Source organism: Mycobacterium sp. E2989, from assembly GCF_001667595.1.
Taxonomy (GTDB): domain Bacteria; phylum Actinomycetota; class Actinomycetes; order Mycobacteriales; family Mycobacteriaceae; genus Mycobacterium.
Window position 1 is genome coordinate 1 of sequence record NZ_LZJX01000138.1, and the last position, 22,366, is coordinate 22,366.

Below are 22,366 nucleotides of genomic sequence, written 5' to 3' on the forward strand. Positions count from 1 at the left end.
CCGTCGCCCGCAACGGAATCTCCACAGCCAAATCAAACGAATAACACGCCGCCGACTCAACCGCCTCCGCCAACCGGTCGTCCGGCCACCCAACCGCATCGACGATCTGCCAACCGAAATCACCCTGCCCGACGGGGACAACCACTTGCCGGGCGTTCCCCTCGGGCGCGACGAAGATCGTGCGCAGGCTTTCATGCCGGGCCACCACGTCGGCCAGCGCGGCCCCCAGCACCTCGGCGTCCAGCCGTCCGCTCAGGCGCAGTGCGACCGCCATGTTGTGCACCGGCGAAGAACCGTGCAGCTGATCGAGGAACCACAACCGGCTCTGGGCGAACGACAACGGCACCACCGCGGGCCGGGGGCCGGGCACCACCCGCGCCAGCCGTCCCTCGCCCTCGTCGAGCCGGGGCGCCAGTTGGCGGATCGTCGGCGCCTCGAACAGCGCACGCACCGAAAGGGTGCTATCCAGGCTGGTATTCACCGCGGCGACCAGACGCATCGCCGACAGGGAATCCCCGCCCAAATCGAAGAAGGAGTCATCGACACCGACCCGGCCGAGGCCGAGAACCTGCGCGTACACGCCGGCGAGGATCTCCTCGACGGCATTGGTGGGGGCGCGGTAGCCCTGACCGGGGTAGTCGGGCGCGGGCAGGGCCTGCGTGTCGAGCTTGCCGTTGAGGGTCAGCGGCAGCGCGGCCAGCGGGACGATCGCGGCCGGGATCATGTAGCCCGGCAACCGCTCGGCGAGTTGGGCGCGCACCACACCGGCGTCGGCGCTGCCGGTGACGTAGGCGACCAGCCGTTTGTCCCCGCCGGGGTCCTCCCGGGCGATCACCGCCGCCTGCTCCACGCCCGACAAACCCGTTAGCGCGCTTTGGATTTCACCCAGCTCGATCCGGTAGCCGCGAACCTTGACCTGCTCGTCGGTCCGCCCCGCGTACCGCAACTGGCCGTCGGGACCCCACCACACCAGATCCCCGGTGCGATACATCCGCGCGCCCGTCCCGCCGAACGGACACGCCACGAACCGCGACGCGGTCAGCCCCGCCCGGCCGAGATACCCGACGCCGACCCCGGCCCCCGCAACGTACAGCTCGCCGACCACGCCGGCCGGCACCGGCCGCAGCCACCCGTCCAGCACGAACAACGCCGCCCCGGCCACCGGCGACCCGATCGCCGGCGATCCCGAACCGGCCACCAACGGCGCGCTCTTCGACACCCACATCGTGGTCTCGGTCGGCCCGTACACGTTGACCATCAGCCGGCCGGGCGCCCACCGATCCACCACCTGCGCCGGACACGGCTCGGCCCCCACCACCAGGGCCGCGCCGACGCCCTGTGGCGACAGCACCCCGACCGCGGACGGCGTCTGGGTGAGCACGCTCACCCGCTCGCGAATCACCAACGCCCGCAAGTCATCGCCGCACCGCGCGACCCCATCGGGTGCCACCACCAACCGGCCCCCGTGCAACAACGCGCCCCAGATCTCCCACACCGAGAAGTCGAATGCCAGCGAGTGGCATTGACTCCACACCTGTCCCGGCCCCAGCAAGCCGCCGCCGGCCAGCGCCTCGAACAGTTGCGCCACGTTGCGATGCGTGACCGCCACGCCCTTGGGCACCCCCGTGGTTCCCGACGTGTAGATCACGTGCGCCACGTCGTCGGCGTCCGGGCCCACCAGCCCCGCACACGACTGCACCGGGATCGCCGGGTCGTCAAGGGTCACCACCGCGCCGTCGAATCCACCCAGCCGCGGCCGCAACCCCGGACCGACGATCACCGCCACCGGCGAAGCGTCGCGTAGCATGAACTCCACCCGCCCGACGGGCAACCCGACGTCAATCGGCAGGTAGGCCGCGCCCGCCTTCAACACCCCCAGCAGCGCGATCACCGCCTCTCCGGAGCGCTCGGCGAGCAGCCCGACGCGGTCCCCGCGACCCACACCGCACCCGATCAGCAACCGCGCCAACCGATTCGACGCCTCATCGACCTGTCGGTAGGACCACGAGCGGCCCTCGCATGCGATCGCCACCTCCCCCGGAACCCGCTCCACCTGCACGCCGAACAGCTGCGGAATGGACCGTTCCGGGAGCGCGCGCCGATCCATGGCCGCCCAGTTACCCCAGCCGGCCACGCACACCCGCTCCGACTCTTCGACCACGTCGATGGACAGCAACCGCCGCGTCGTGTCCGCGGTCAACGCCACCAACACCCGTTCCAAACGTCGCGCCAGGTCGGCGGCGTCGAAGGTGGAGAATGGCTCCCACGCGCCGGCCGTGCTGAGGAACAGCTGGTCACCGTCGGTGGAGAAGATCAACCCGAAACCGGTTGCCTGGCCGGAGTTGGTGTACGACGCCGAGGCGGTGACACCGCCGAAGGGCAGGGTGAACGCGGACGGGATGAAGTTGACGCTCACCCGTTCGGGTGGCCCGCCCGGGCCGCGCATCCTGCGCTCCAGCGCTTGCACCGGAAAACGTTGGTGTGCAACGGCTTCCCTGATCCGTGCGTCGACCTGCCGGCAGAACTCGGCGACGGTGAGCTCCGGCGAGATTCGCAAGACGAGCGGCACCACGCCGGCGACCATTCCCGGCAGCGTTTTCGATTCGGGGCGCACCCGGCGGTTGACCGGGAAGTCGAGGACGACCTCGGAGCCGTCACCGCGAAAGCCCCGCACCAGCAGCCCGCACGCCGCGGTGATCAGCGATGTCTGCGAAACGCCCCACACCTGGGACAGCTTGTTGACCCGGCGAAGGACGCCGGGGTTCAAGGCCACCGGTGCGGACGGCCAGGGGTCGCGCTCGCGCGGCGCCCGCTGCGGCCCCGGGTCGTTCGCCGGCAGGTTGCGGGCCCAGTAGGCCTCGTCGCCGCGGTAGTCGGCCGAGGCTTCGTACTTCGACTCGCAGTCGACCAGGTCCCGCAGCGAGCCGAACACCGCAGGCGGGATGGGGGCGGCGGAGACGATGGCCGAGTAGATGGAGGCGATGCGGTGACCGACGAGCGCGACGCCGGTTCCGTCGATGATGATGTGGTGGCAGCAGGCGAACAGGTGGAATTCGTCGGCACGGGTCTGAAAGAGCGCGAACCTGAACAGCGGGCCGTCGAACGGCATGGGCGTCCGTTGAATCGAAAGCGCCATCCGCCGGGCTTCCCCGACGGCGTCCCGGGATCCACTCAGGTCGTGGAAGGCCAGTTCGACGTCGGGGTAGTCGATGGCCCGTTGGAAGACCTGCCCGTCGCTTTCGACGAACGAGACCCTGGTCGGTTCGGCTTCCTGGACCGCTTGGCGGATCGCCCACTTCAGGGCGTCACGTTGAACCCGGCCGTCGATCCTGACGAAGAGGCCGATCTGCCACTCCGTGCCGGAGTGGCCCGTCTCCTGCGCCAGCCAGATGTCTAGTTGGCCGCGAGTAAGCGGAAGTGCTTGCTCACCAAGCTGCATCCAACTTCCCAACCGTGAGGTTCACCGTTCAAACCCCCGGTTGACTGCTGCCGCTCGACCGAACCCTCCGCAATGCCCGTTCGGTTCCGCGTGCTGGGGCGCACGCACGCATCGCAGTCCGCGTGCGGATCCTCGCCCCGGTTGCCGCCCGTCGCCGACTAGGAGGGAGCCCCGGATGTCCTCATCGAACGGTCCGACGCACACAGTTTCTCCACCAACTTAGTCAACATAAGTGCAACAATCCGAAAGATTAATCGAGCGCAGGTACGTGCGCTAGGGGTTTCGAAAAAGTCCTCGCCGCTTAACAGCAATCCTGTAACAAGGGTCAAAACATACGAGAAGGATGTTTCAGCCCCCGAAACCGGGCATGCGGTTCGGGACGGTCCATGCGGACCGTCCCGAACCGAGTGTGAAGGTTATAGCAGGCCGAGCAACTGCAGGTCGGTGACGTATTTGACGATCACGGCCGGCGTGATGTGCGGGATGTCGCTCTCGACACCGACCTTGGCTTCCTGCACGGCGGCGCGGAACCGGTCGGTCGGGGCGAAGGACCCGTTGGCCGGCTCGGGCGCCTGCAACTGGTTGTAGCCGGGTACCTGCAACATCTGCAGGACCGAGTGCTTGCGCTGCCGCTCCGGCAGGTCGCGCAGCGCGGCCTCGAACCGCTGCAACCATTCGCTGAAATCGTCGATCCGCTCGATCGGGTAACCGGCCTCGATGAGCCAGTCGACATACTCGTCGATGCCGATGCCGTCGTCGTGCGGGTTCATCACGTGATAGGTCTCGAACCCCTCGACCACCTGGCTGCCGAGCGTGGTGACCGCCTCGGCGACGAACTCCACCGGGAGCGCGTCGAAGTGCGCGCGCTGCCGGTTACCGTCGGCGTCCAGCTGGTAGAACGAACGCGGCGCGATGCCGGTCGCCACCAGGCTCAACACCATGCGGGTGAACATGTCCGACAGGTTGAACTGCCCGGCGTAGCTGGTGTCGGACAGGATCATGTCGGACCGGAACACCGAGACCGGCAGCCCGCACAGGTCGTTGGCCTCGCGCAGCAACACCTCGCCGGCCCACTTGCTGTTGCCGTAGCCGTTGGCGTAACTGCCGTCGATCTTTCGGATCGGGCTGATGACCCGGATGTCGGCGTCCTCGGTGAACGCCGCCGGGTCGATCTGGCGGCCGACATCGGAGGTCGACACATACGCGAACGGCTTCATCTTGGTGGTCAGCGCCACCCGGATCAGCTCGGCGGTACCCGCGACGTTCGGCCCGAACAGTTCGCTGTACGGCAGCACACCGTTGACCAGGGCCGCCGAGTCGACGATCAGGTCGACCGTGTCCGCCAGCCGCTGCCACGTCTGCTCGTCCAGCCCCAGGTTGGCCTGGCCCTTGTCACCGGCGATGACCTCCAGGTGGTCGGCGGCCAGCTCCTGGAAGTACCGCAACAACCGCGGGTCGCCGCTGTCGAACGTCTTCTCCAGCCGCTGGCGGGCCTCCTCGTCGGAGCCGGCCCGCACCAGGCAGATCAGCTTGCCGTCCACCAGCTCCAGCTGCTCGAGCCACTGCAACGCCAAGTACCGACCCAAGAAGCCCGTCGCCCCGGTCAGCAGGACGGTCCGCACCTCCGAGCTCGGGCCCGGCAGCGCCGGCGCGGCGTTCAACGTCTCCGCGTCGATGAACTTGTCCAGCTTCAGATCGCTCGCGTACACCTGGGTGGCGTCGCGACCGTGGACGGACGCGAAGGTGGCTCCGCCGCCCTCGGCTTCGTCCTCGCTGCCGGCGTCGCGTTCGGCCTGCTGGCCGAGGCGTCGCACCGACGGCGCCTCGAACAGGGTGCGCACCGAGAGGTTGGTGTCGAGGGCGGTGTTGATCTCCGCGATCACCCGCATCGCGGACAGCGAATCGCCGCCCAGGTCGAAGAAGGAGTCTTCGACCGAGACCCGCTGCAAGCCGAGGACTCCGGCGTAGATGTCGGCCAGCGTCTCCTCCACCGGCGTGGCCGGCGGACGGTACACGCCACCGGTCTTCTGGTACTCGGGGGCAGGCAGGGCGCGCTTGTCGAGCTTGCCGTTGACGGTCAACGGCAGCGCGTCCAGCACGACCACCGCGACCGGCACCATGTAGGCCGGCAGCCGCTCGCCCAGCTGGGTGCGGATCGTGGCCGGGTCCGCGGTCCCGGTGATGTAGCCCACCAGCCGCTTGTCACCGGGCCGGTCCTCCCGGGCGATCACCGCCGCCTGCTCGACCCCGTCCAGGCCGGCCAGCGCCGCCTGGATCTCGCCGAGCTCGATGCGGTAGCCGCGGATCTTGACCTGTTCGTCGACGCGACCCAGGTATTGGAGCTGCCCGTCGGCGCCCCAGCGGACCAGGTCCCCGGTGCGGTACATCCGCGCCCCCGGCGCCCCGAACGGGCAGGCGACGAAGCGCGAGGCCGTCAGACCGGCCCGGCGCGCGTAGCCCATCGCCACGCCGCGACCGGCGATGTACAGCTCTCCGACGACGCCCTCCGGCGCCGGCCGCAGCCACTTGTCCAGAACGAACAGGGCCGCCCCGGGCACCGGGGCGCCGATCGGCGCTCCGCTGTCCGCGCCCAGGGGCGCGCTCATCGCCGCGTAAACCGTGCCCTCGGTCGGGCCGTAGGCGTTGATCATCACCCGGCCGGGCGCCCACCGATCCACCACCTCGGGCGGGCAGGCCTCACCGGCCACCACCAGGGCCGTCGACTCCAGCCCCTCCGGTGAGAGCATCCCCACCGCCGACGGGGTCTGGCTGAGCACGGTCACGTTCTCCTCGACCAGCAACGCGTGCAGGTCCTTCGGCGAACCGGCGACCGATTCGGGCACCACGACCAGCCGGCCGCCGTGCAGCAGCGCGCCGAAGATCTCGTGCACCGAGACGTCGAAGACCAACGAGTGCCACTGCGCCCACACGCCCGGGTCCGGGATGTCGGCGTGCAGCTTCTCCAGCAGCTGGGTGGCGTTGTGGTGCGTCACCGCCACGCCCTTCGGCACACCCGTGGTGCCCGACGTGTAGATCAGGTAGGCGACGTCGTCGGACGACGGTCCGGGCAACGCGGTTGCGGGCCGCTCCGCCACCGACGCGTCGTTGACATCGACGACCACCACGTCGGAGCCGTCCAGCCGCGACCGCAACTCGGCGGTCGTGACCGCGGCGACCGGCGCCGCGTCGCCGAGGACGAACTCGATCCGCGCCGCGGGAACCGCCGGATCGATCGGCAGGTAGGCCGCCCCGGTCTTGAGCACCGCCAGGATGGACACGATCGCGTCGGCCGAACGGGAGAACAGCAGCGCCACGCTTTCACCCGGGCGGGCGCCATGCTCGGCGAGCAGGTGCGCCAGCCGGTTCGCGGCCTCGTCGAGTTCCCGATAGGTCATCGAGCGACCCTCGAACGTCAGCGCCACCGCATGCGGCGTGCGGGCCACCTGCTTGGCGAACAGGGCCGTAATCGACGCCGTCGCGCCAACCGGCGCGGTCAGCACCGACCGGTTGCCCCACGCGTCCAGTCGGCCGCGCTCGTCGACGTCCAGGACGTCCATCGCGGACAGCCGCTTGCTGGAGTCGGCGGTCATCGCCGCCAGCACCCGCTGGAACCGCTCGATCAGCGACTCGATGCCCGCCGTGTCGAACACGCTGGTGTCGAACTCGACGCGCAGACCCAGTTCGCGGCCGGGGAGCGCCATCACCGACAGCGGGTAGTGGTTGTACTCGCGGTTGGTGACGTCGGTGATCGCGAGCTCGTGGAAGCCCAACGGCACGCTGGTGTCGATCGGGTAGTTCTCGTACAGGAACAGCGTGTCGAACAGCTGGTCGTGCCCCGTGACGCGGTGAATCTCGTTCAGCGCCAGGTGCTCGTGCTCGATCGTGTTGTTGTGGGCGCTCTGCAGCTGCTGCAGCAGTTCGACCACGGTGGTTGCCGCGGTGATGTTGGCGCGCACCGGGACCGTGTTGATCAACAGGCCCACCATCGATTCGGCGCCGACCAGATCGGCCGGGCGGCCGGAGACCGCGGTGCCGAAGGCCACGTCGTGCTGGCCGGTCAGCCACATCAGCAGCTGCGCCCAGGCGCCCTGCAACACGGTGTTGATCGTGGTGTGGCAGGTGCGGGCGAGCTCGCCCAGCGCCCGGGTGGTTTCCGCGGGTAGCCGGTAGGACTCGACGCCCCGCCGCCCGAGGCCCAACCGCGCCGGCGGACCGACCAGGGTGGGCTCCTCGAAGCCGGCCAGCACCTCGGCCCACGCGGCGCGGGCGGCCGTGCGGTCCTGGGCGGCGAGCCAGGTCAGGTAGCTGCGGTACGTCGCCGGTGCGGGCAACCGCTCGCCGTAGTAGCTGGTCAGGATCTCGCGCAGCATGATCGGCAGCGACCAGCCGTCCATCACGATGTGGTGGTTGGTCAGCACGAACCGGTGCCGGTTGTCGGCGGTCCGGATCAACGCGGCGCGGAAGGCCGGCCGGTTGGCGAGGTCGCTGACCGCCGCGCGCTCGGCGGCGCAGAGCTGTTCGATCTTCTCGTCGGGATCCAGGTCGTCCGCGCCCAGCTGGATGTAGCGCCACGCCATCACCGGGTCGGCCGGGATGACCTGCACGGGCTCGCCGAACTGCGGGCAGAACCGGGCCGCCAGGTTCGGGTGCCGGTTGACGACGGTGTGGACGGCCTCGCGCAACCGGTGCGCGTCGAGGGCGCCGGTCACGGTGATGCCGAGCTGCACCGCGTACACGTCGTCGCCGAGGTCGTGCGCGAAGCTGGCGTGGAAGAGCAGCCCCTGCTGCAGCGGGGTCAACGGCAACACGTCGGCGACCGCGTACTGCTGGCACAGGTCCTCGAGCTGCTGCTGGGTGAGCCGCGCGGGCGCGATGTCCGACGGGGTGAGCCCGCCGCCGCCGCTGCGCACGTGTGCGCAGATGCCGGCCAGCGCCTCGAACCACAACTGGCTCAGCCGGCTGACCTGCTCGTGGTCCAGCGCCGAGGGCGCCCACGTCCAGTTGGCCTGCAGGTGTGGGCCGGCCTCGGTGTCCATGGTCCCGGCGTTGAGGTCGACGGTGTGCATCAACGGCATCGGCAGCGCGGCGCTGGCCGCGCCGGTGAACGACAGGCTGTCCTGGCTGATCCGCCACATCTCGCCGGGCAGATCCGCGGCCGCGCCCAGTCGTCCCAGGTAGTTGAAGCCGATGACCGGGTCCGACCCGTCCAGGTCGACGTCGGTGTTGACGTAGCGCAGCAGCCCGTAGGTCAGCGGGTCGGGCAGGGCACGCAGTTGCTCCTTGGCCTTCTTGACCAGCGCCCCCAGCGCCCGGTCGCCGGCCATCACCTGCTCCCAGTCCAGCTCGCCGACGGTCAGCGCGACCGGGTACTTGGTGGTGAACCAGCCCACGGTGCGGGACAGGTCCACGTGCGGGCCCAGCTCCTCGTGGCGGCCGTGGCCCTCGACGTCGATGCCGATCGGGGCGCCGGTGCCGACGAACCGCGCCCACGCCAGCCCGAACGCGATCAACAGGATGTCCTGCACGCCGGCGTGGAACGCCGCGGGCACCTCGCCCAGCAGCGACCGGGTGGTCTCCACGTCCAGCGACACCGACAGCTGCTTGGCCGTCTCGTAGGTGTCGACGTCGGGGCGCACCGCCGGCAACAACGCCGGGGTCGACGCGACCTTCCGCCAGGCCTCGGCCTGGGCGACCACCTCGGGGCGCTGGGCGTGCTCCTCGAGCATCGCCGTCCACCTGGCGAACGATGTCCCGCCCGTCGGCAGCGCCACCGGCTGCCCGCCGTGGTGTTGAGCCCACGCGATGTTCAGGTCTTCCAACAGGATCCGCCACGACACGCCGTCGACGGCCAGGTGGTGGATGATCAACGCCAGCTGGGCGGTGGATTCCGCCCAGACGGCGCGGAGCATGGTCCCCGCGGCGGGGTTCAGCTGCGAGCGCGCCGCCACCAGCGCCGCGTCGGACAGCGCGTCGACGGTGTGCACGCAGGTGGCGGCCTCGACCGCGCCGACCTCGGGGACGTGCATCTTCCAGCCGCCGGCGCCGTCGTCGTCGACGCGCAGCCGCAGCGTGGCGTGGCGGTCCAGCAGCGACTGCAGCACCACCAGCACGTCGTCGCGCGTGACGCCCGCGGGGGCCTGCACCACCATCGTCTGGTTGAACTGGTCGGTCGGGCCGTCGACCTGCTGCAGCCAACGCATGATCGGCGTCGCGGCCACCGGGCCGAGGCCCTCGTCGACGACGTCGTCGTCGGAGGCCACGCCGGCCACCCGGGCCAGCCGGGCCACCGTCTGCTCGACGAACACGTCGCGCGGGCGGCACACCACGCCGGCCGCGCGGGCGCGGGCGACGACCTGCATGGACAGGATGCTGTCGCCGCCCAGGTCGAAGAAGGAGTCGTCGACACCGACCCGCTCCAGGCCGAGGACCTGGGCGTAGATGGCGGTCAGCGTCTCTTCGACGGCCGTGGTGGGCGCGCGGTATTCACCGCTCGTCTTGTGGTACTCGGGCGCGGGCAGCGCACGCTTGTCCAGCTTGCCGTTGACGGTCAGCGGCAGCGCGTCCAGCACCACGACGGCGGCGGGCACCATGTACGAGGGCAGCCGCTCGCCGAGCCGGGCGCGGATCTCGGCCGGGTCCGCGGTCCCGGTGATGTAGCCGACCAGGCGCTTGTCGCCGGGCCGGTCCTCGCGGGCGATGACGGCCGCCTGCTCCACGCCGTCCAGCCCCGCGAGGGCCGTCTGGATTTCGCCGAGCTCGATGCGGTAGCCGCGGATCTTGACCTGTTCGTCGGCGCGGCCGAGGTACTGCAGCTCGCCGTCGGCGCCCCAGCGCACCAGGTCGCCGGTGCGGTACATCCGCGCGCCCGGCGCGCCGAACGGGCAGGCGACGAACCGCGAGGCCGTCAGCCCGGGCCGGCGCACGTAGCCCGTCGCGACACCGCGACCGGCGATGTAGAGCTCACCGACGACGCCCTCCGGCGCGGGACGCAGCCACTTGTCGAGCACGAACAGCGCAGCCCCCGGCACGGGCGAGCCGATCGGCGGCGCCCCCGACTCCGGCTTCAGCGGCGCGCTCATCGACGCGTACACCGTGCCCTCGGTGGGGCCGTAGGCGTTGATCATCACCCGACGCGGCGCCCACCGGTCGACCACCTCGGACGGGCAGGCCTCGCCCGCCACGATCAGCGCGGTGGAGTCCAAGCCGTCCGGCGACAGCATGCCCACCGCCGACGGGGTCTGGCACAACACGGTGACCTTCTCCGCGACCAGCAGCGCGTGCAGGTCGTCGGGCGAGCCGGCCACCGACTCGGGCACCACGACCAGCCGGCCGCCATGCAGCAGCGGACCCCAGATCTCCCACACCGACACGTCGAAGACCAGCGAGTGCCACTGCGACCAGACGCCGGCCTTGGGCAGGTCGGCGGGCAGCGCCTTCAGCAACTGGGTGACGTTCTGGTGGGTGACGGCCACGCCCTTCGGGGTTCCGGTGGTGCCCGAGGTGTAGATCGTGTAGGCGATGTCCTCGGGCGCCGGTCCCGGGAGCCCCGAGCTCGGCTGTTCCTGCACCGCCGGGTCGTCGACGTCGACGACCAGCAAGTCGAATCCGTCCAGCCGCGAGCGCAACTCGGCCGTGGTGACCGCCGCGACCGGCGCCGCGTCGCCGAGCATGAACTCCATCCGCGCGGCCGGGACCGCCGGGTCGATCGGCAGATAGGCCGCCCCGGTCTTGAGCACCGCAAGGATGGACACGATCGCCTCGGCCGACCGCGACAGCAGCAGCGCCACGCACGCACCCGGACCCGCGCCGTGATCGGCCAGCAGGTGCGCCAGCCGGTTCGCGGCCTCGTCGAGTTCGGAGTAGGTCAACGAGCGACCCTCGAAGGTCAGCGCCGGAGCCTCGGGAACACGCGCGACCTGCTTGCCGAACAACGCCGTAATCGACACCGCCCCCGCGGCCGGTGCGGTCAATACCGCCCGGTTGCCCCACTCGTCGAGGCGGTCGTGCTCGCCGCCATCCAGCAAGTCGATCGACAACAATCGCCGCCCTGCACCGACGGTCATGACTGCTCCTCCACATCTGCGGTCATGGCTTCCAGCACCCGCCGGAACCGCTCGATCAACCTCTCGATTCTGCCCGTCTCGAAGACTTCTGTATCGAATTCGACGCGAAGAGCTATTTCGTGACCTGGAACGGCCTGGACAGAGAGCGGGTAATGGTTGTATTCGCGGTTGGTGAAGCCATCGATCGCCAGTTCATCGACAGCCGACAGCGCGGCGGTGTCGATCGGATAGTTCTCATACACGAACATGGTGTCGAATAATTGGTCGTGTCCCGTTACACGATGGATCTCGTTGAGCGCCAAATGCTGGTGCTCGAGCGTGTCGTTGTAGGCGCTCTGCAGCTGATTTAGCAGGTCGGCGATCGTGGTTTCCGCGCCGATCGTCGCCCGCACCGGCACCGTGTTGATCAGCAGGCCCACCATCTGGTCCGCGCCCGCCAGGTCGGTCGGGCGGCCCGAGACCGCCGTCCCGAAGGTCACGTCGTGCTGGCCGGTCAGCCACATCAGCAGCTGCGCCCAGGCGGCCTGCAGCACTGTGCTGACGGTGGTGTGGCACGACCGGGCCAGTTCGCCCAGCGCCCGGGAGGTCTCCGCCGACACCTGGAAGGAGGAAACGGTCCGCGGCCCGAGGCTCATCCGGCCGGGCGGGCCGACCAGGGTCGGGGTGTCGAACCCTGCGAGCACCCGCTTCCAGGCCGCCTGGGCGGCGCCGCGGTCCTGCGCGGCCAGCCAGGCGACGAACTTGCGGTACGGCACCGGGGCGGGCAGCTGCACGCCGTAGTAGGCGGCGAAGATCTCCTGCAGCAGGAGCGGCTTCGACCAGCCGTCGAGCACGATGTGGTGGTTGGTCAGCACGAACCGGTGCCGGTTGTCGGCGGTGCGGATCAACGTGGCCCGGAACGGCGGGCGCTCCGCCAGGTCGCACACCGCGGCGCGTTCGCTGGCGCACAGCTGCTGGATCTGCTCCTCGGGTTCGAGGTCTTCGGCGTCGAGTTCGACGTAGTGCCAGGCCAGCGCCGGCTCGGCGGAGAGGACCTGCACGGGCTCGCCGAACTCCTCCAGGAAGTGCGCCACCACGTTCGGGTGCCGCTTGAGCATGGTGTGCACGGCGTCGCGCAACCGGTGCGGGTCGAGCGCACCGCTGACGCTGATGTCGAGCTGGACGGCGTAGAGGTCGTCGCTGCCCTGCGCGCTGCCGGTGTGGAACAGGAGGCCCTGCTGCAGCGGGGTCAACGGCAACACGTCGGCGATCGGGTAGCGCTGGCACAGCTCGTCGATGTCGGCCTGGGTCAACCGGGCGGGCGCCAGGTCCGAGGGCGTCAGGCCGCCGCCGCCGCTGCGGACGTGGCTGCAGATGCCGCTCAGGGCGTCGAACCACAGCTCGCTGAGCCGCCCGACCTGCACCTCGTCCAGCGCCGACCGCGCCCACGTCCAGTTGGCCTGCAGCAGCGGACCGGCCGCGGTGTCCAGGGTCGCGGCGTTGAGCTCGACGGTGTGCGGCAGCGGCATGGGCACCGCCGTCGCCGCGCCGGCCGACGCCAGGCTGTCCTGGTCGAGCCGCCACAAGTCGCTGGACAGGTCGCCCGCGCCGCCCAGCCGTCCCAGGTAGTTGAACCCGATCACCGGGTCCGACCCGTCCATGTCCACGTCGGGATTGAGGTAGCGCAGCAGCCCGTAGGTCAGCGTGTCCGGCAGCGCGCGCAGCTGTTCCTTGGCGTCCTTGATCAGCGCGCCGAGCTCGGCCTCACCGGCGATGACCTGTCCCCAGGACAGCCCGCCGACCTTCAACGCGACCGGGTACTTGGTGGTGAACCAGCCGACCGTGCGGGACAGGTCCACGTGCGGGCCCAGTTCCTCGTGCCGGCCGTGGCCCTCGACGTCGATGCCGATCGGCGCACCGGTGCCCACGAACTGCGCCCACGCCAGCCCGAACGCGATCAGCAGGATGTCCTGGACCCCGGCGTGGAACGCCGCGGGCACCTCGCCCAGCAACAATCGGGTGGTGTCGGCGTCCAGCGATACGGACAGCTGTCCCGCGCTGACGAAGGTGTCGATGTCGCCGCGCGCCGCCGGCAAGGGCGCCGGGGTCGACGCGATCTGGCGCCACGCCTCGGCCTGGTCGACGACCTCCGGCCTGCGCGCGTGCTCCGCCAGCAGCGACGACCACCGCGCGAACGACATGCCGCCCACCGGCAACGCCACCTGCTGCCCGCTGTGATGCTGGGCCCAGGCAATGTTCAAGTCTTCCAACAGGATTCGCCAGGAAACCCCGTCGACGGCCAGGTGGTGAATGATCAACGCCAGCTGACCCGTCGAGGGCACCCAGACCGCGCGCAGCATCGCGCCGCTGGCCGGGTTCAGCTGCGAGCGCGCCGCTTCCAGCGCCGCGTGCGACAGCGTCTCGACGGTGTGCACGCACCCGCCGGCGTCGACCACGCCGACCTCCGGCACGCGCAGCGACCAGTCCCCCGCGCCGTCGTCGTCGATGCGCAACCGGAGCATCGCGTGCCGATCCAGCAAAGCCTGCAGGACCACCACGACGTCGGCCTCGCTCACCCCGGCCGGGGCCTGCACGACCATGGTCTGGTTGAACTGTTCGACCGGGCCGTCGACGCTTTGCAGCCAGCGCATGATCGGGGTCGCGACCACCGGGCCGATGCCCTCGTCGACCACGTCGTCGTCGGTGGCCACCCCGGCCACCCGGGCCAGCCGAGCCACCGTCTGCTCGACGAAGATGTCGCGCGGGCGGCACACCACGCCCGCCGCCCGGGCGCGCGCGACGACCTGCATGGACAGGATGCTGTCGCCGCCGAGGTCGAAGAAGGAGTCGTCGACGCCGACGCGGTCCACCCCGAGCACCTGGGCGTAGATGCCGGCCAGGATCTCCTCGACGGCCGTGCTCGGCGCGCGGTAGTGATCGGCGTCTTGATATTCGGGCGCGGGCAGGGCGCGGGTGTCGAGCTTGCCGTTGACGGTCAACGGCAGCGCCTCGAGCACCACCACGGCGGTGGGCACCATGTAGGTCGGCAGCCGCTCGCCGAGCCGCTCGCGGATCTCGGCCGGATCGGCGGTCCCCGTGATGTAGCCGACCAGCCGCTTGTCGCCGGGGCGATCCTCGCGGGCGATCACCGCCGCTTCGTTGACGCCGTCGAGCGCGGCCAGGGCCGCGTGGACCTCGCCGAGTTCGATGCGGTAGCCGCGGATCTTGACCTGTTCGTCGGCGCGGCCCATGTACTGCAACTGGCCATCGGCACCCCAGCGCACCAAATCCCCGGTCCGATACATCCGCGCGCCCGACCCGCCGAACGGGCACGCCACAAACCGCGTAGCGGACAGGCCGGACCGGCCCACATATCCGTGCGCCAGGCCTCGGCCGGCCACGTACAACTCGCCGACCACGCCCTCGGGCACGGGCCGCAGCCACCCGTCCAGCACGAAGAAGCCCAGGTGGGCCAGCGGGACGCCGATCGGGCTGGCATTGCTGTCGACATCCCCATCGACGATCTCGCGGAACGAGGCGTGCACCGTGGTCTCGGTGATCCCATACATATTGATCAACCGCGGCAACCCCGGATGATGGTGCAGCCACTTGCCCAACCGGTGCGGCTCGAGGGCCTCCCCGCCGAACACCACCGTCTGCAACTTCAGCTGCTGGCCCAGCTCCGGCGCCAACGAATCGGCGGTCTGCAACGCATAAAACGCCGACGGCGTCTGACTCAGCACGCTGACCTGTTCCCGGACCAGCATCGCGTGCAGCTCTTCGGGCGAGCGGACCACCGCATCGGGAACGATCACCAGCCGGCCGCCGTACAACAGCGACCCGAAGATCTCCCACACCGAGAAGTCGAAGGCCAGCGAGTGGCACTGCGTCCACACCTGCCCCAGCGCCAGCTGCGCGTCCAAGGATTCCAGCAGCTGAGTCACGTTGCGGTGCGGCACCGCCACGCCCTTGGGGGTGCCGGTGGTCCCGGACGTATAGATGATGTAGGCGATGTTGTCCGGGGAAGGCGCGGGCAGCCCGTCGGTGGACTGGGAGGCGACGGCGGGATCGTCGAACTCGATGACGTCCAGGTTTTGTCCGTCGAGCCGTGACCGCACCTCCGCGGTGGTGACGGCGGCGATCGGCGCCGCGTCGCCGAGCACGAAGTCGATGCGCGCCGCCGGCACCGTCGGGTCGACGGGCAGGTAGGCCGCCCCGGTCTTGAGCACCGCCAGGATGGCCACGACGGCCTCGGCAGTCCTGGGGAACAGCACCGCGACGCGCTCCCCTGGGCCGGCACCCCGGCTCACCAAGAGGTGGGCCAAGCGGTTCGCCGCTTCCTCGACCTCGCCGTACGTCCAGGACCGGTCACCGTCGGTGATGGCCATCGCCTCGGGCGCGCGGGCCGCTTGCGCGGCGAACAGCTCCGGGATGGACGCCAACTTGGGTGCCGGCTCGGCCAGCACCGGCCGGTTGCCCCAGTCGTCCAGCCGGGTGTGCTCGTTGGCGTCGAGCAGGTCGATCGCGGACAGCCGCCGGGAGGGATCGGCGGTCATGGCCACCATGACCTGCTGCAGCCGGTCGATCAGCGTCTCGATCGCGGCGGGGTTGAACACCTCGGTGTCGAACTCGACGCGCAGGCTCAATTCGTGACCCGGGGAGGCCACCACGGACAGCGGGTAGTGGTTGTACTCCCGGCTGCTGAAGTCGGTGACGGCCAGCTCGTGGACGCCCAGCAGCGCGCCCGCGTCGATCGGATAGTTCTCGTAGAGGAAGAGGGTGTCGAACAACTGGTCGTGTCCGGTGACCCGGTGGATTTCGGGCAGCGCCAGGTGCTCGTAGTCGACGGTGTCGTTGTGCAGGCGCTGCAGCTGGTCGAGCAGGTCGGCGACGGTGGTCGTCGCGGTGATGGCGGCCCGCACGGGAACGGTGTTGATCAGCAGGCCCACCATCGCGTCCGCGCCGGGCAGTTCGGTGGGACGCCCCGAGACCGCGGTGCCGAAGGCCACGTCATGCTGGCCGGTCAGCCAGGTCAGCAGTTGGGTCCACGCTCCCTGCAGCACGGTGCTGATGGTGGTGCGGCACGAGCGCGCCAGCTCGCCCAGCGCGCGGGTGGTGTCGGCGGGCACATGGAAGGCGGCGACGCCGCGGCGCCCGATCTGTCCGAGCGGGCCGACCAGGGTGGGGGTCTCGAACCCGGCCAGCGCCTGGGCCCAGGCCGCCTGCGCGGCGGCGCGGTCCTGTCTGGTCAGCCAGGTGACGAAACTGCGGTACGACGGGGCTGCGGGCAACCGCTCGCCGTAGTAGCTGGCGAAGACTTCCTGTAGCAGCACGGGCAGCGACCAGCCGTCCACCACGATGTGGTGAATGGTGAGCACGACCCGGTGCCGGTCGGGCGCCGTGCGGATAAGCGCGCCCCGGAACGACGGCTGGCCGGCCAGGTCGCACACCGCGGCGCGTTCCTCGGCGCACAGCCGCTCGACCTGCTCGTCGACGTTGCCGCCGTCCAATTCGACGTAGCGCCAAGCCATTTCGGGCTCGGCGGGGATGACCTGGACGGGCTCGCCGAAGTCTTCGGAGAAGCGGGCGACCAGGTTGGGGTGGCGCTTGACGGCGGTGTGCACCGCGGCGCGCAGGCGCTGCGGGTCCAGGGCGCCGCTGACGGTGATCCCGAGCTGCACCGCATACAGGTCGTCGAGGTCCTGCGCGAAAGCGGTGTGGAACAGCAGGCCCTGCTGGACCGGGGTCAGCGGCAGCACGTCGGCGACGCCGCCTTGCCGGCACAGGTCGTCGATCTGCTGCTGACTCAGATGCGCGGGGGCGATGTCGGACGGGGTCAGCCCACCGCCACCGGCCTTGACGTGCGCGCAGATTCCGGACAGAGCCTCAAACCACAACTGGCTCAAGCGATTAACGCGCTCGTGGTCGAGCGCCGACGGGGCCCAGGTCCAGTTGGCCTGCAGGTGCGGGCCGGCCTCGGTGTCCATGGTGCCGGCGTTGAGTTCGACGGTGTGCGCCAACGGCATGGGCACCGCGGTGGCGACCGCGGCAACGGCCAGGCTGTCGTGGCTGACGCGCCACAGGTCCTCGGAGAGGTCGGCGCCCGCGCCGAGCCGGCCGAGGTAATTGAACCCGATCACCGGGTCGGCCCCGTCCAGGTCCACCTCGGCGTTGAGGTAGCGCAGCAGGCCGTAGGTCAGGCCGTCGGGCAGGGCGCGCAGCTGTTCCTTGGCGTCCTTGATCACCGCGCCCAGCGCGGCCTCGCCGGCCACCACCTGCGACCAGTTCAGCCGGCCACCCTTCAATGCCACCGGGTACTTGGTGGTGAACCAGCCCACCGTGCGCGACAGGTCGACCCGCGCAGCCAGCTCCTCCTGACGCCCGTGACCCTCCACGTCGATGCCGATCGGAGTCGCGCCGGTCCCCAGGAATTCGGCGAACGCCAACCCGAAAGCGATCAACAGGATGTCGCCCACGCCGGCGTGGAACGCGGCCGGCACCTCACCGAGCAGCAGCCGGGTCGTCTCCACGTCCAGCGAGACGGACAGCTGACCGGCGTTGACGTACGTGTCGACGTCGGGTTGCACCGCCGGCAACGCGGCCGGGGTGGTCGCCACCTGCCGCCATTCGTCGGCCCGCGCCACCACGTCGGGACGTTGCGCGTACTCCTGAAGCAGCGACGACCACCGGGCGAACGACGTCCCGGGCGCCGGCAAAGCGATGGGCTGCCCGTTGTGGTGCTGGGCCCACGCGATGTTGAAGTCTTCCAACAGGATTCGCCACGACACCCCGTCGACGGCCAGGTGGTGGATGATCAGCGCCAGCTGGCCCGCGGACTCCGCCCACGCCGCACTGACCATGACACCGGCGGCCGGGTTCAACCGCGACCGTGCCTCCGCGAGCGCCTCGTCGGACAACGCGTCGACGACATGCACGCAACCGCGCGCGTCCACGGAGCCGACCTCGGGCACCTGCAGCGACCAGCCGCCGGCGCCGTCGTCGTCGGCGCGCAGCCGCAGGGCGGCATGCCGGTCCAGCAGCGCCTGCAGCACCACCACCACGTCGGCCTCGGTCGCCCCGGCCGGGGCCGACACCACCATGGTCTGGTTGAACTGCTCGATGGGGCCGTCGATGCTCTGAAGCCACCGCATGATCGGGGTCGCGACGACCGGCCCGACGCCGTCGTCGCCGGCGCCGGCGGCGCCGTCGGCGGCCACCTCGGCCACCCGGGCCAGCCGGGAAACCGTCTGCTCGACGAACACGTCACGAGGCCGGAACAGGATGCCGGCCGCGCGGGCCCGGGCCACCACCTGCATCGACAAAATGCTGTCGCCACCCAGGTCGAAGAACGACGCGTCCACCCCGACCCGCTCCAGCCCCAGCACCTGGGCGTAGATGTCGGCCAGCAGCTCCTCGACGGCGTCGCCGGGAGCGCGGTATTCGGCGGTGGCGTATTCGGGGGCCGGCAGCGCTCGCCGGTCGAGCTTGCCGTTGCCGGTCAACGGCAGGGCGTCCAGCACCACCACCGCGGCCGGCACCATGTACGGCGGGAGGCGGTCGGCCAGCGCGGCCCGGATCGCGGCCGGATCGGCCGTCCCGGTGATGTACCCCACCAGGCGCTTGTCGCCGGGCCGGTCCTCGCGGGCGATCACGGCCGCCTGGTCCACCCCGTCGAGGCCCTTGAGCACCGATTGGATCTCGCCGAGCTCGATGCGGTAGCCACGGATCTTGACCTGCTCGTCGGAGCGGCCGAAGTACTGCAGCTGCCCGTCCTCGCCCCAGCAGACCAGGTCGCCGGTGCGGTACATCCGCGCCCCCGGACCGCCGAACGGGTTGGCGACGAAGCGGGAGGCCGTCAGGCCGGGCCGGCGCACGTACCCGATCCCGACGCCGCGGCCCGCCAGGTACAGCTCTCCGACGACGCCGGCCGGAACCGGCTGTAACCACTTGTCCAGCACGAACATCGCCGCGCCGGCGATCGGCGAACCGATCGGCACCACGGCGGATCCCGCGGTCAGCGGCTTGCTGATCGACGCGCACACCGTGGTTTCGGTCGGGCCGTAGGCGTCGAGCATCACCCGCCCGGGCGCCGCCCACCGGTTGACCACGTCGGCCGGGCAGGCCTCGCCGGCCACCACCAGGGCGGTGGACTCCAACCCGTCCGCCGGCAACATCGCAACCGAGGACGGGGTCTGGGTGAGGACGCTGACCTTCTCCGCGACCAGCAGGTCGTGCAGGTCCTGCGGGGAGCTCGCCACCGACTCGGGCACCACCAGCAGGCGCCTGCCGCGCAGCAGGGCGCCGAAAATCTCCCACACGGAGAAGTCGAAGGCCGCGGAGTGGCATTGCGTCCACACCTGTCCCTTCGGCAGGCCGGCGTCCAGCGACTCGATCAGCCAGGTGACGTTGAGATGAGGAATGGCAACGCCTTTGGGGGTTCCGGTGGTTCCGGAGGTGTAGATGATGTAGGCGATGTTCTCCGCGGCCGGCGCGGGCAGCGCGGTGTTGGGCTGGGTCTCGACTGCGGGGTCGTGCACGTCGACGACCAGCAGGTCACGCCCCTCGAGCCGCGAACGCAGATCCGCCAGGGTGATCACGGCGCTCACCGCCGCGTCCTCGAGCACGAACTCCATGCGCGCCGCGGAGTGCGCCGGGTCGATCGGCACGTAGGCCGCTCCGGTTTTGAGCACCGCGAGCATCGCCACGACCGCGTCGGCGCAGCGGGGGAACATCACCGCTACGCAGTCACCCGGCCCCACCCCATGTCCGGCCAGCAGGTGCCCCAGCCGGTTGGACGCCTCGTCGAGTTCGGCATAGGTCAACGACTTGGCGGAGCAGGTCACCGCCAGTGCGTCGGGCGCGGCCTGCACGTGCTCGGCGAACGCCACCGGGATCGACACCGGCGCGGGCACCGGCTCGGTCAAGGCCGCCCGGTTGCTCCACTCGTCCAGCCTGGCCGGCTCGTCGGCGGCCAGCAGGTCGATCGAGGACAGCCACCGCTCCGGGTCGGCGGTCATCTCCTCCAGCACCTGCTGCATCCGCGCCGCGAGGTCGGCGACGCCGAAGTCCGCGAACGGCTGGCCCGGTCCGGCGGTGGACAGGAAAAGCTGGTCGCCCGCGCCGAGGAAGAACAGACTGAAATGCCCCACGGGCCCGTGGTTGGTGTAGGTGGCCGTTGCCGGGGAGCCGGCCAGGTCCAGGGTCAGCCGCATCGGGATGAAGTTGATGCCGACCCGGGTCGCGGCCTGCCTCAGCCCGTCGCTTTCGAGGGTGTGCACAGGAAATCGCTGATGGTGCAACAACTCCCGGATCCGGATGTCGACATGCTTGCAGAAATCGGCGACAGTCGACGTGGGGGACGTGCTCAGGACCAGCGGCACGACGCCGGCGAACATCCCGGGCAGGGTCTTCGATTCCGGACGCACCCGCCGGCTCACCGGGAAGTCGAGGGCCACCTCCGAACCGCTCCCCGACCACGCCCGCACCAGGAGCGCGCAGGCGGCGGTGGTAACGGAGAACCGGCGGATGCCCAGCTTCTTGGACAGTTCCTTGATCCGGGTGGTGACGGAGGGGTCCAACTGGACGGACGCCGACGGCGAGTAATGGTCCTTGCCGCGCGGGCCGTCGGTGGGCCGCTCGACCCATCCGCTTTCGGGCGGAAGGTTGTTGCTCCAATACTCCTGATCTTCCAGATACTCGGCGGACGCTTCGTATTCGGCCTCCAGGTTCACCAAATCCTGCGTCGATCCGAAATAGGCGTCGGGAATGGGCTTTCCGGCCACCATGGCCGAATAAATGGTCGAAACCCGACGGCAGACCAGCGCCATACCCAATCCATCAATTGCTATGTGGTGGCAGCAACCGAACAAATAAAACTCTTCGGCCTGTGTCTGGAATAACACGAATTTGAAGAGCTGACCGTTCAACGCCATCGGGGTGCGCTGGATCGACGACGACATCGCGCGGGCTTCCGCCACGGGGTCGGGCGAGGCCGTGAGGTCGTGGAAGGTCAGCTCGATGTGCGGGTAATCGATCGGTTTCTGGACAACCTGGCCGTCCACCTCGAAGAACGACACCCGGCCGGATTCGGCCTCCGCCACCGCCTGCGTGATGGCGCGCTCGAGGGCCGCACGGTCTACCGGGCCCTCGATCTTCACCAAGAGCCCGAGTTGCCACTCCGTGCCGACGTAGCCCGTTTCCTGCGAAAGCCAGATGTCCAGCTGCCCGCGCGTCAGCGGAAGTGCGCGATCACCATCTCCCATCGACTCCCCCAAAGCTCCACCCGCCCCATACCCCGACTCGTTACTGCTCAAAACCCCGGCCCGTTGCGAGCTTGTCCCGCAGGCTCTTTGGCCGAATGTCGGGCCAGTTCTGTTCGATGTACTCCAGGCACGCGGCCCGGTCCGTCTCCCCGTACACCACTCGCCAGCCGGCGGGAACGTCGGCGAAGGCCGGCCACAGGCTGTGTTGCTCCTCGTCGTTTACCAAGACGTAAAAACTACCGTTGTCGTCGTCGAACGGGTTGATGCTCACAATTCTCCAGAGACGTCTAGTTGACACGAGTGGAACGGTTCCAAACCATACTGGAGGCACCACCGTGCGTCCGAGGTTTGGACAAAGTTCCCCGTGCGACCTCTCAGGCTCTTAACGCTGCCTAAAAATTGGGCTGGTGCAGGCTGCGCAGCTGCCGCCGTTGGCTGCTGTGAGCTGCGACAATGGCTTACCGATGCGGCTCGCGATTGGGCTGGCTCGGCCTTCGAGGACGATGCAATTGTGGGTGCTTGTCGTCGCTCAGCCTACCGACCCGAAAGCCGCCGGGAAAATCACCACGCGGGGGGCCCGCGACGACGCCGGCGGCGCCGCGGAAGCGGGCCTGGGGGCCCAC

The 22,366-nt window shown here is 70.0% G+C and carries 4 protein-coding genes; all 4 read right to left on the minus strand.

Annotated features, from left to right (window positions below):
* Positions 1-3,439: non-ribosomal peptide synthetase (locus A5680_RS24400; RefSeq protein ID WP_067824110.1), on the minus strand; the 3,439-nt coding region annotated here is incomplete at its 3' end.
* A gap of 416 nt (positions 3,440-3,855) precedes the next feature.
* Positions 3,856-11,502: a non-ribosomal peptide synthetase gene (locus A5680_RS24405; protein ID WP_067824113.1), complete on the minus strand. Its 7,647-nt coding sequence runs from the start codon at positions 11,500-11,502 to the stop codon at positions 3,856-3,858.
* Positions 11,499-21,743: a non-ribosomal peptide synthetase gene (locus tag A5680_RS24410; RefSeq protein WP_067824117.1), complete on the minus strand. Its 10,245-nt coding sequence runs from the start codon at positions 21,741-21,743 to the stop codon at positions 11,499-11,501. Before A5680_RS24410 ends, A5680_RS24405 begins: the two co-directional genes overlap by 4 nt.
* Before the next feature lie 40 nt (positions 21,744-21,783).
* Entirely contained in the window at positions 21,784-22,014 is a 231-nt protein-coding gene (locus A5680_RS24415; RefSeq protein ID WP_046186970.1) for an MbtH family protein, read from the minus strand.
* Positions 22,015-22,366: the final 352 nt, after the last annotated feature.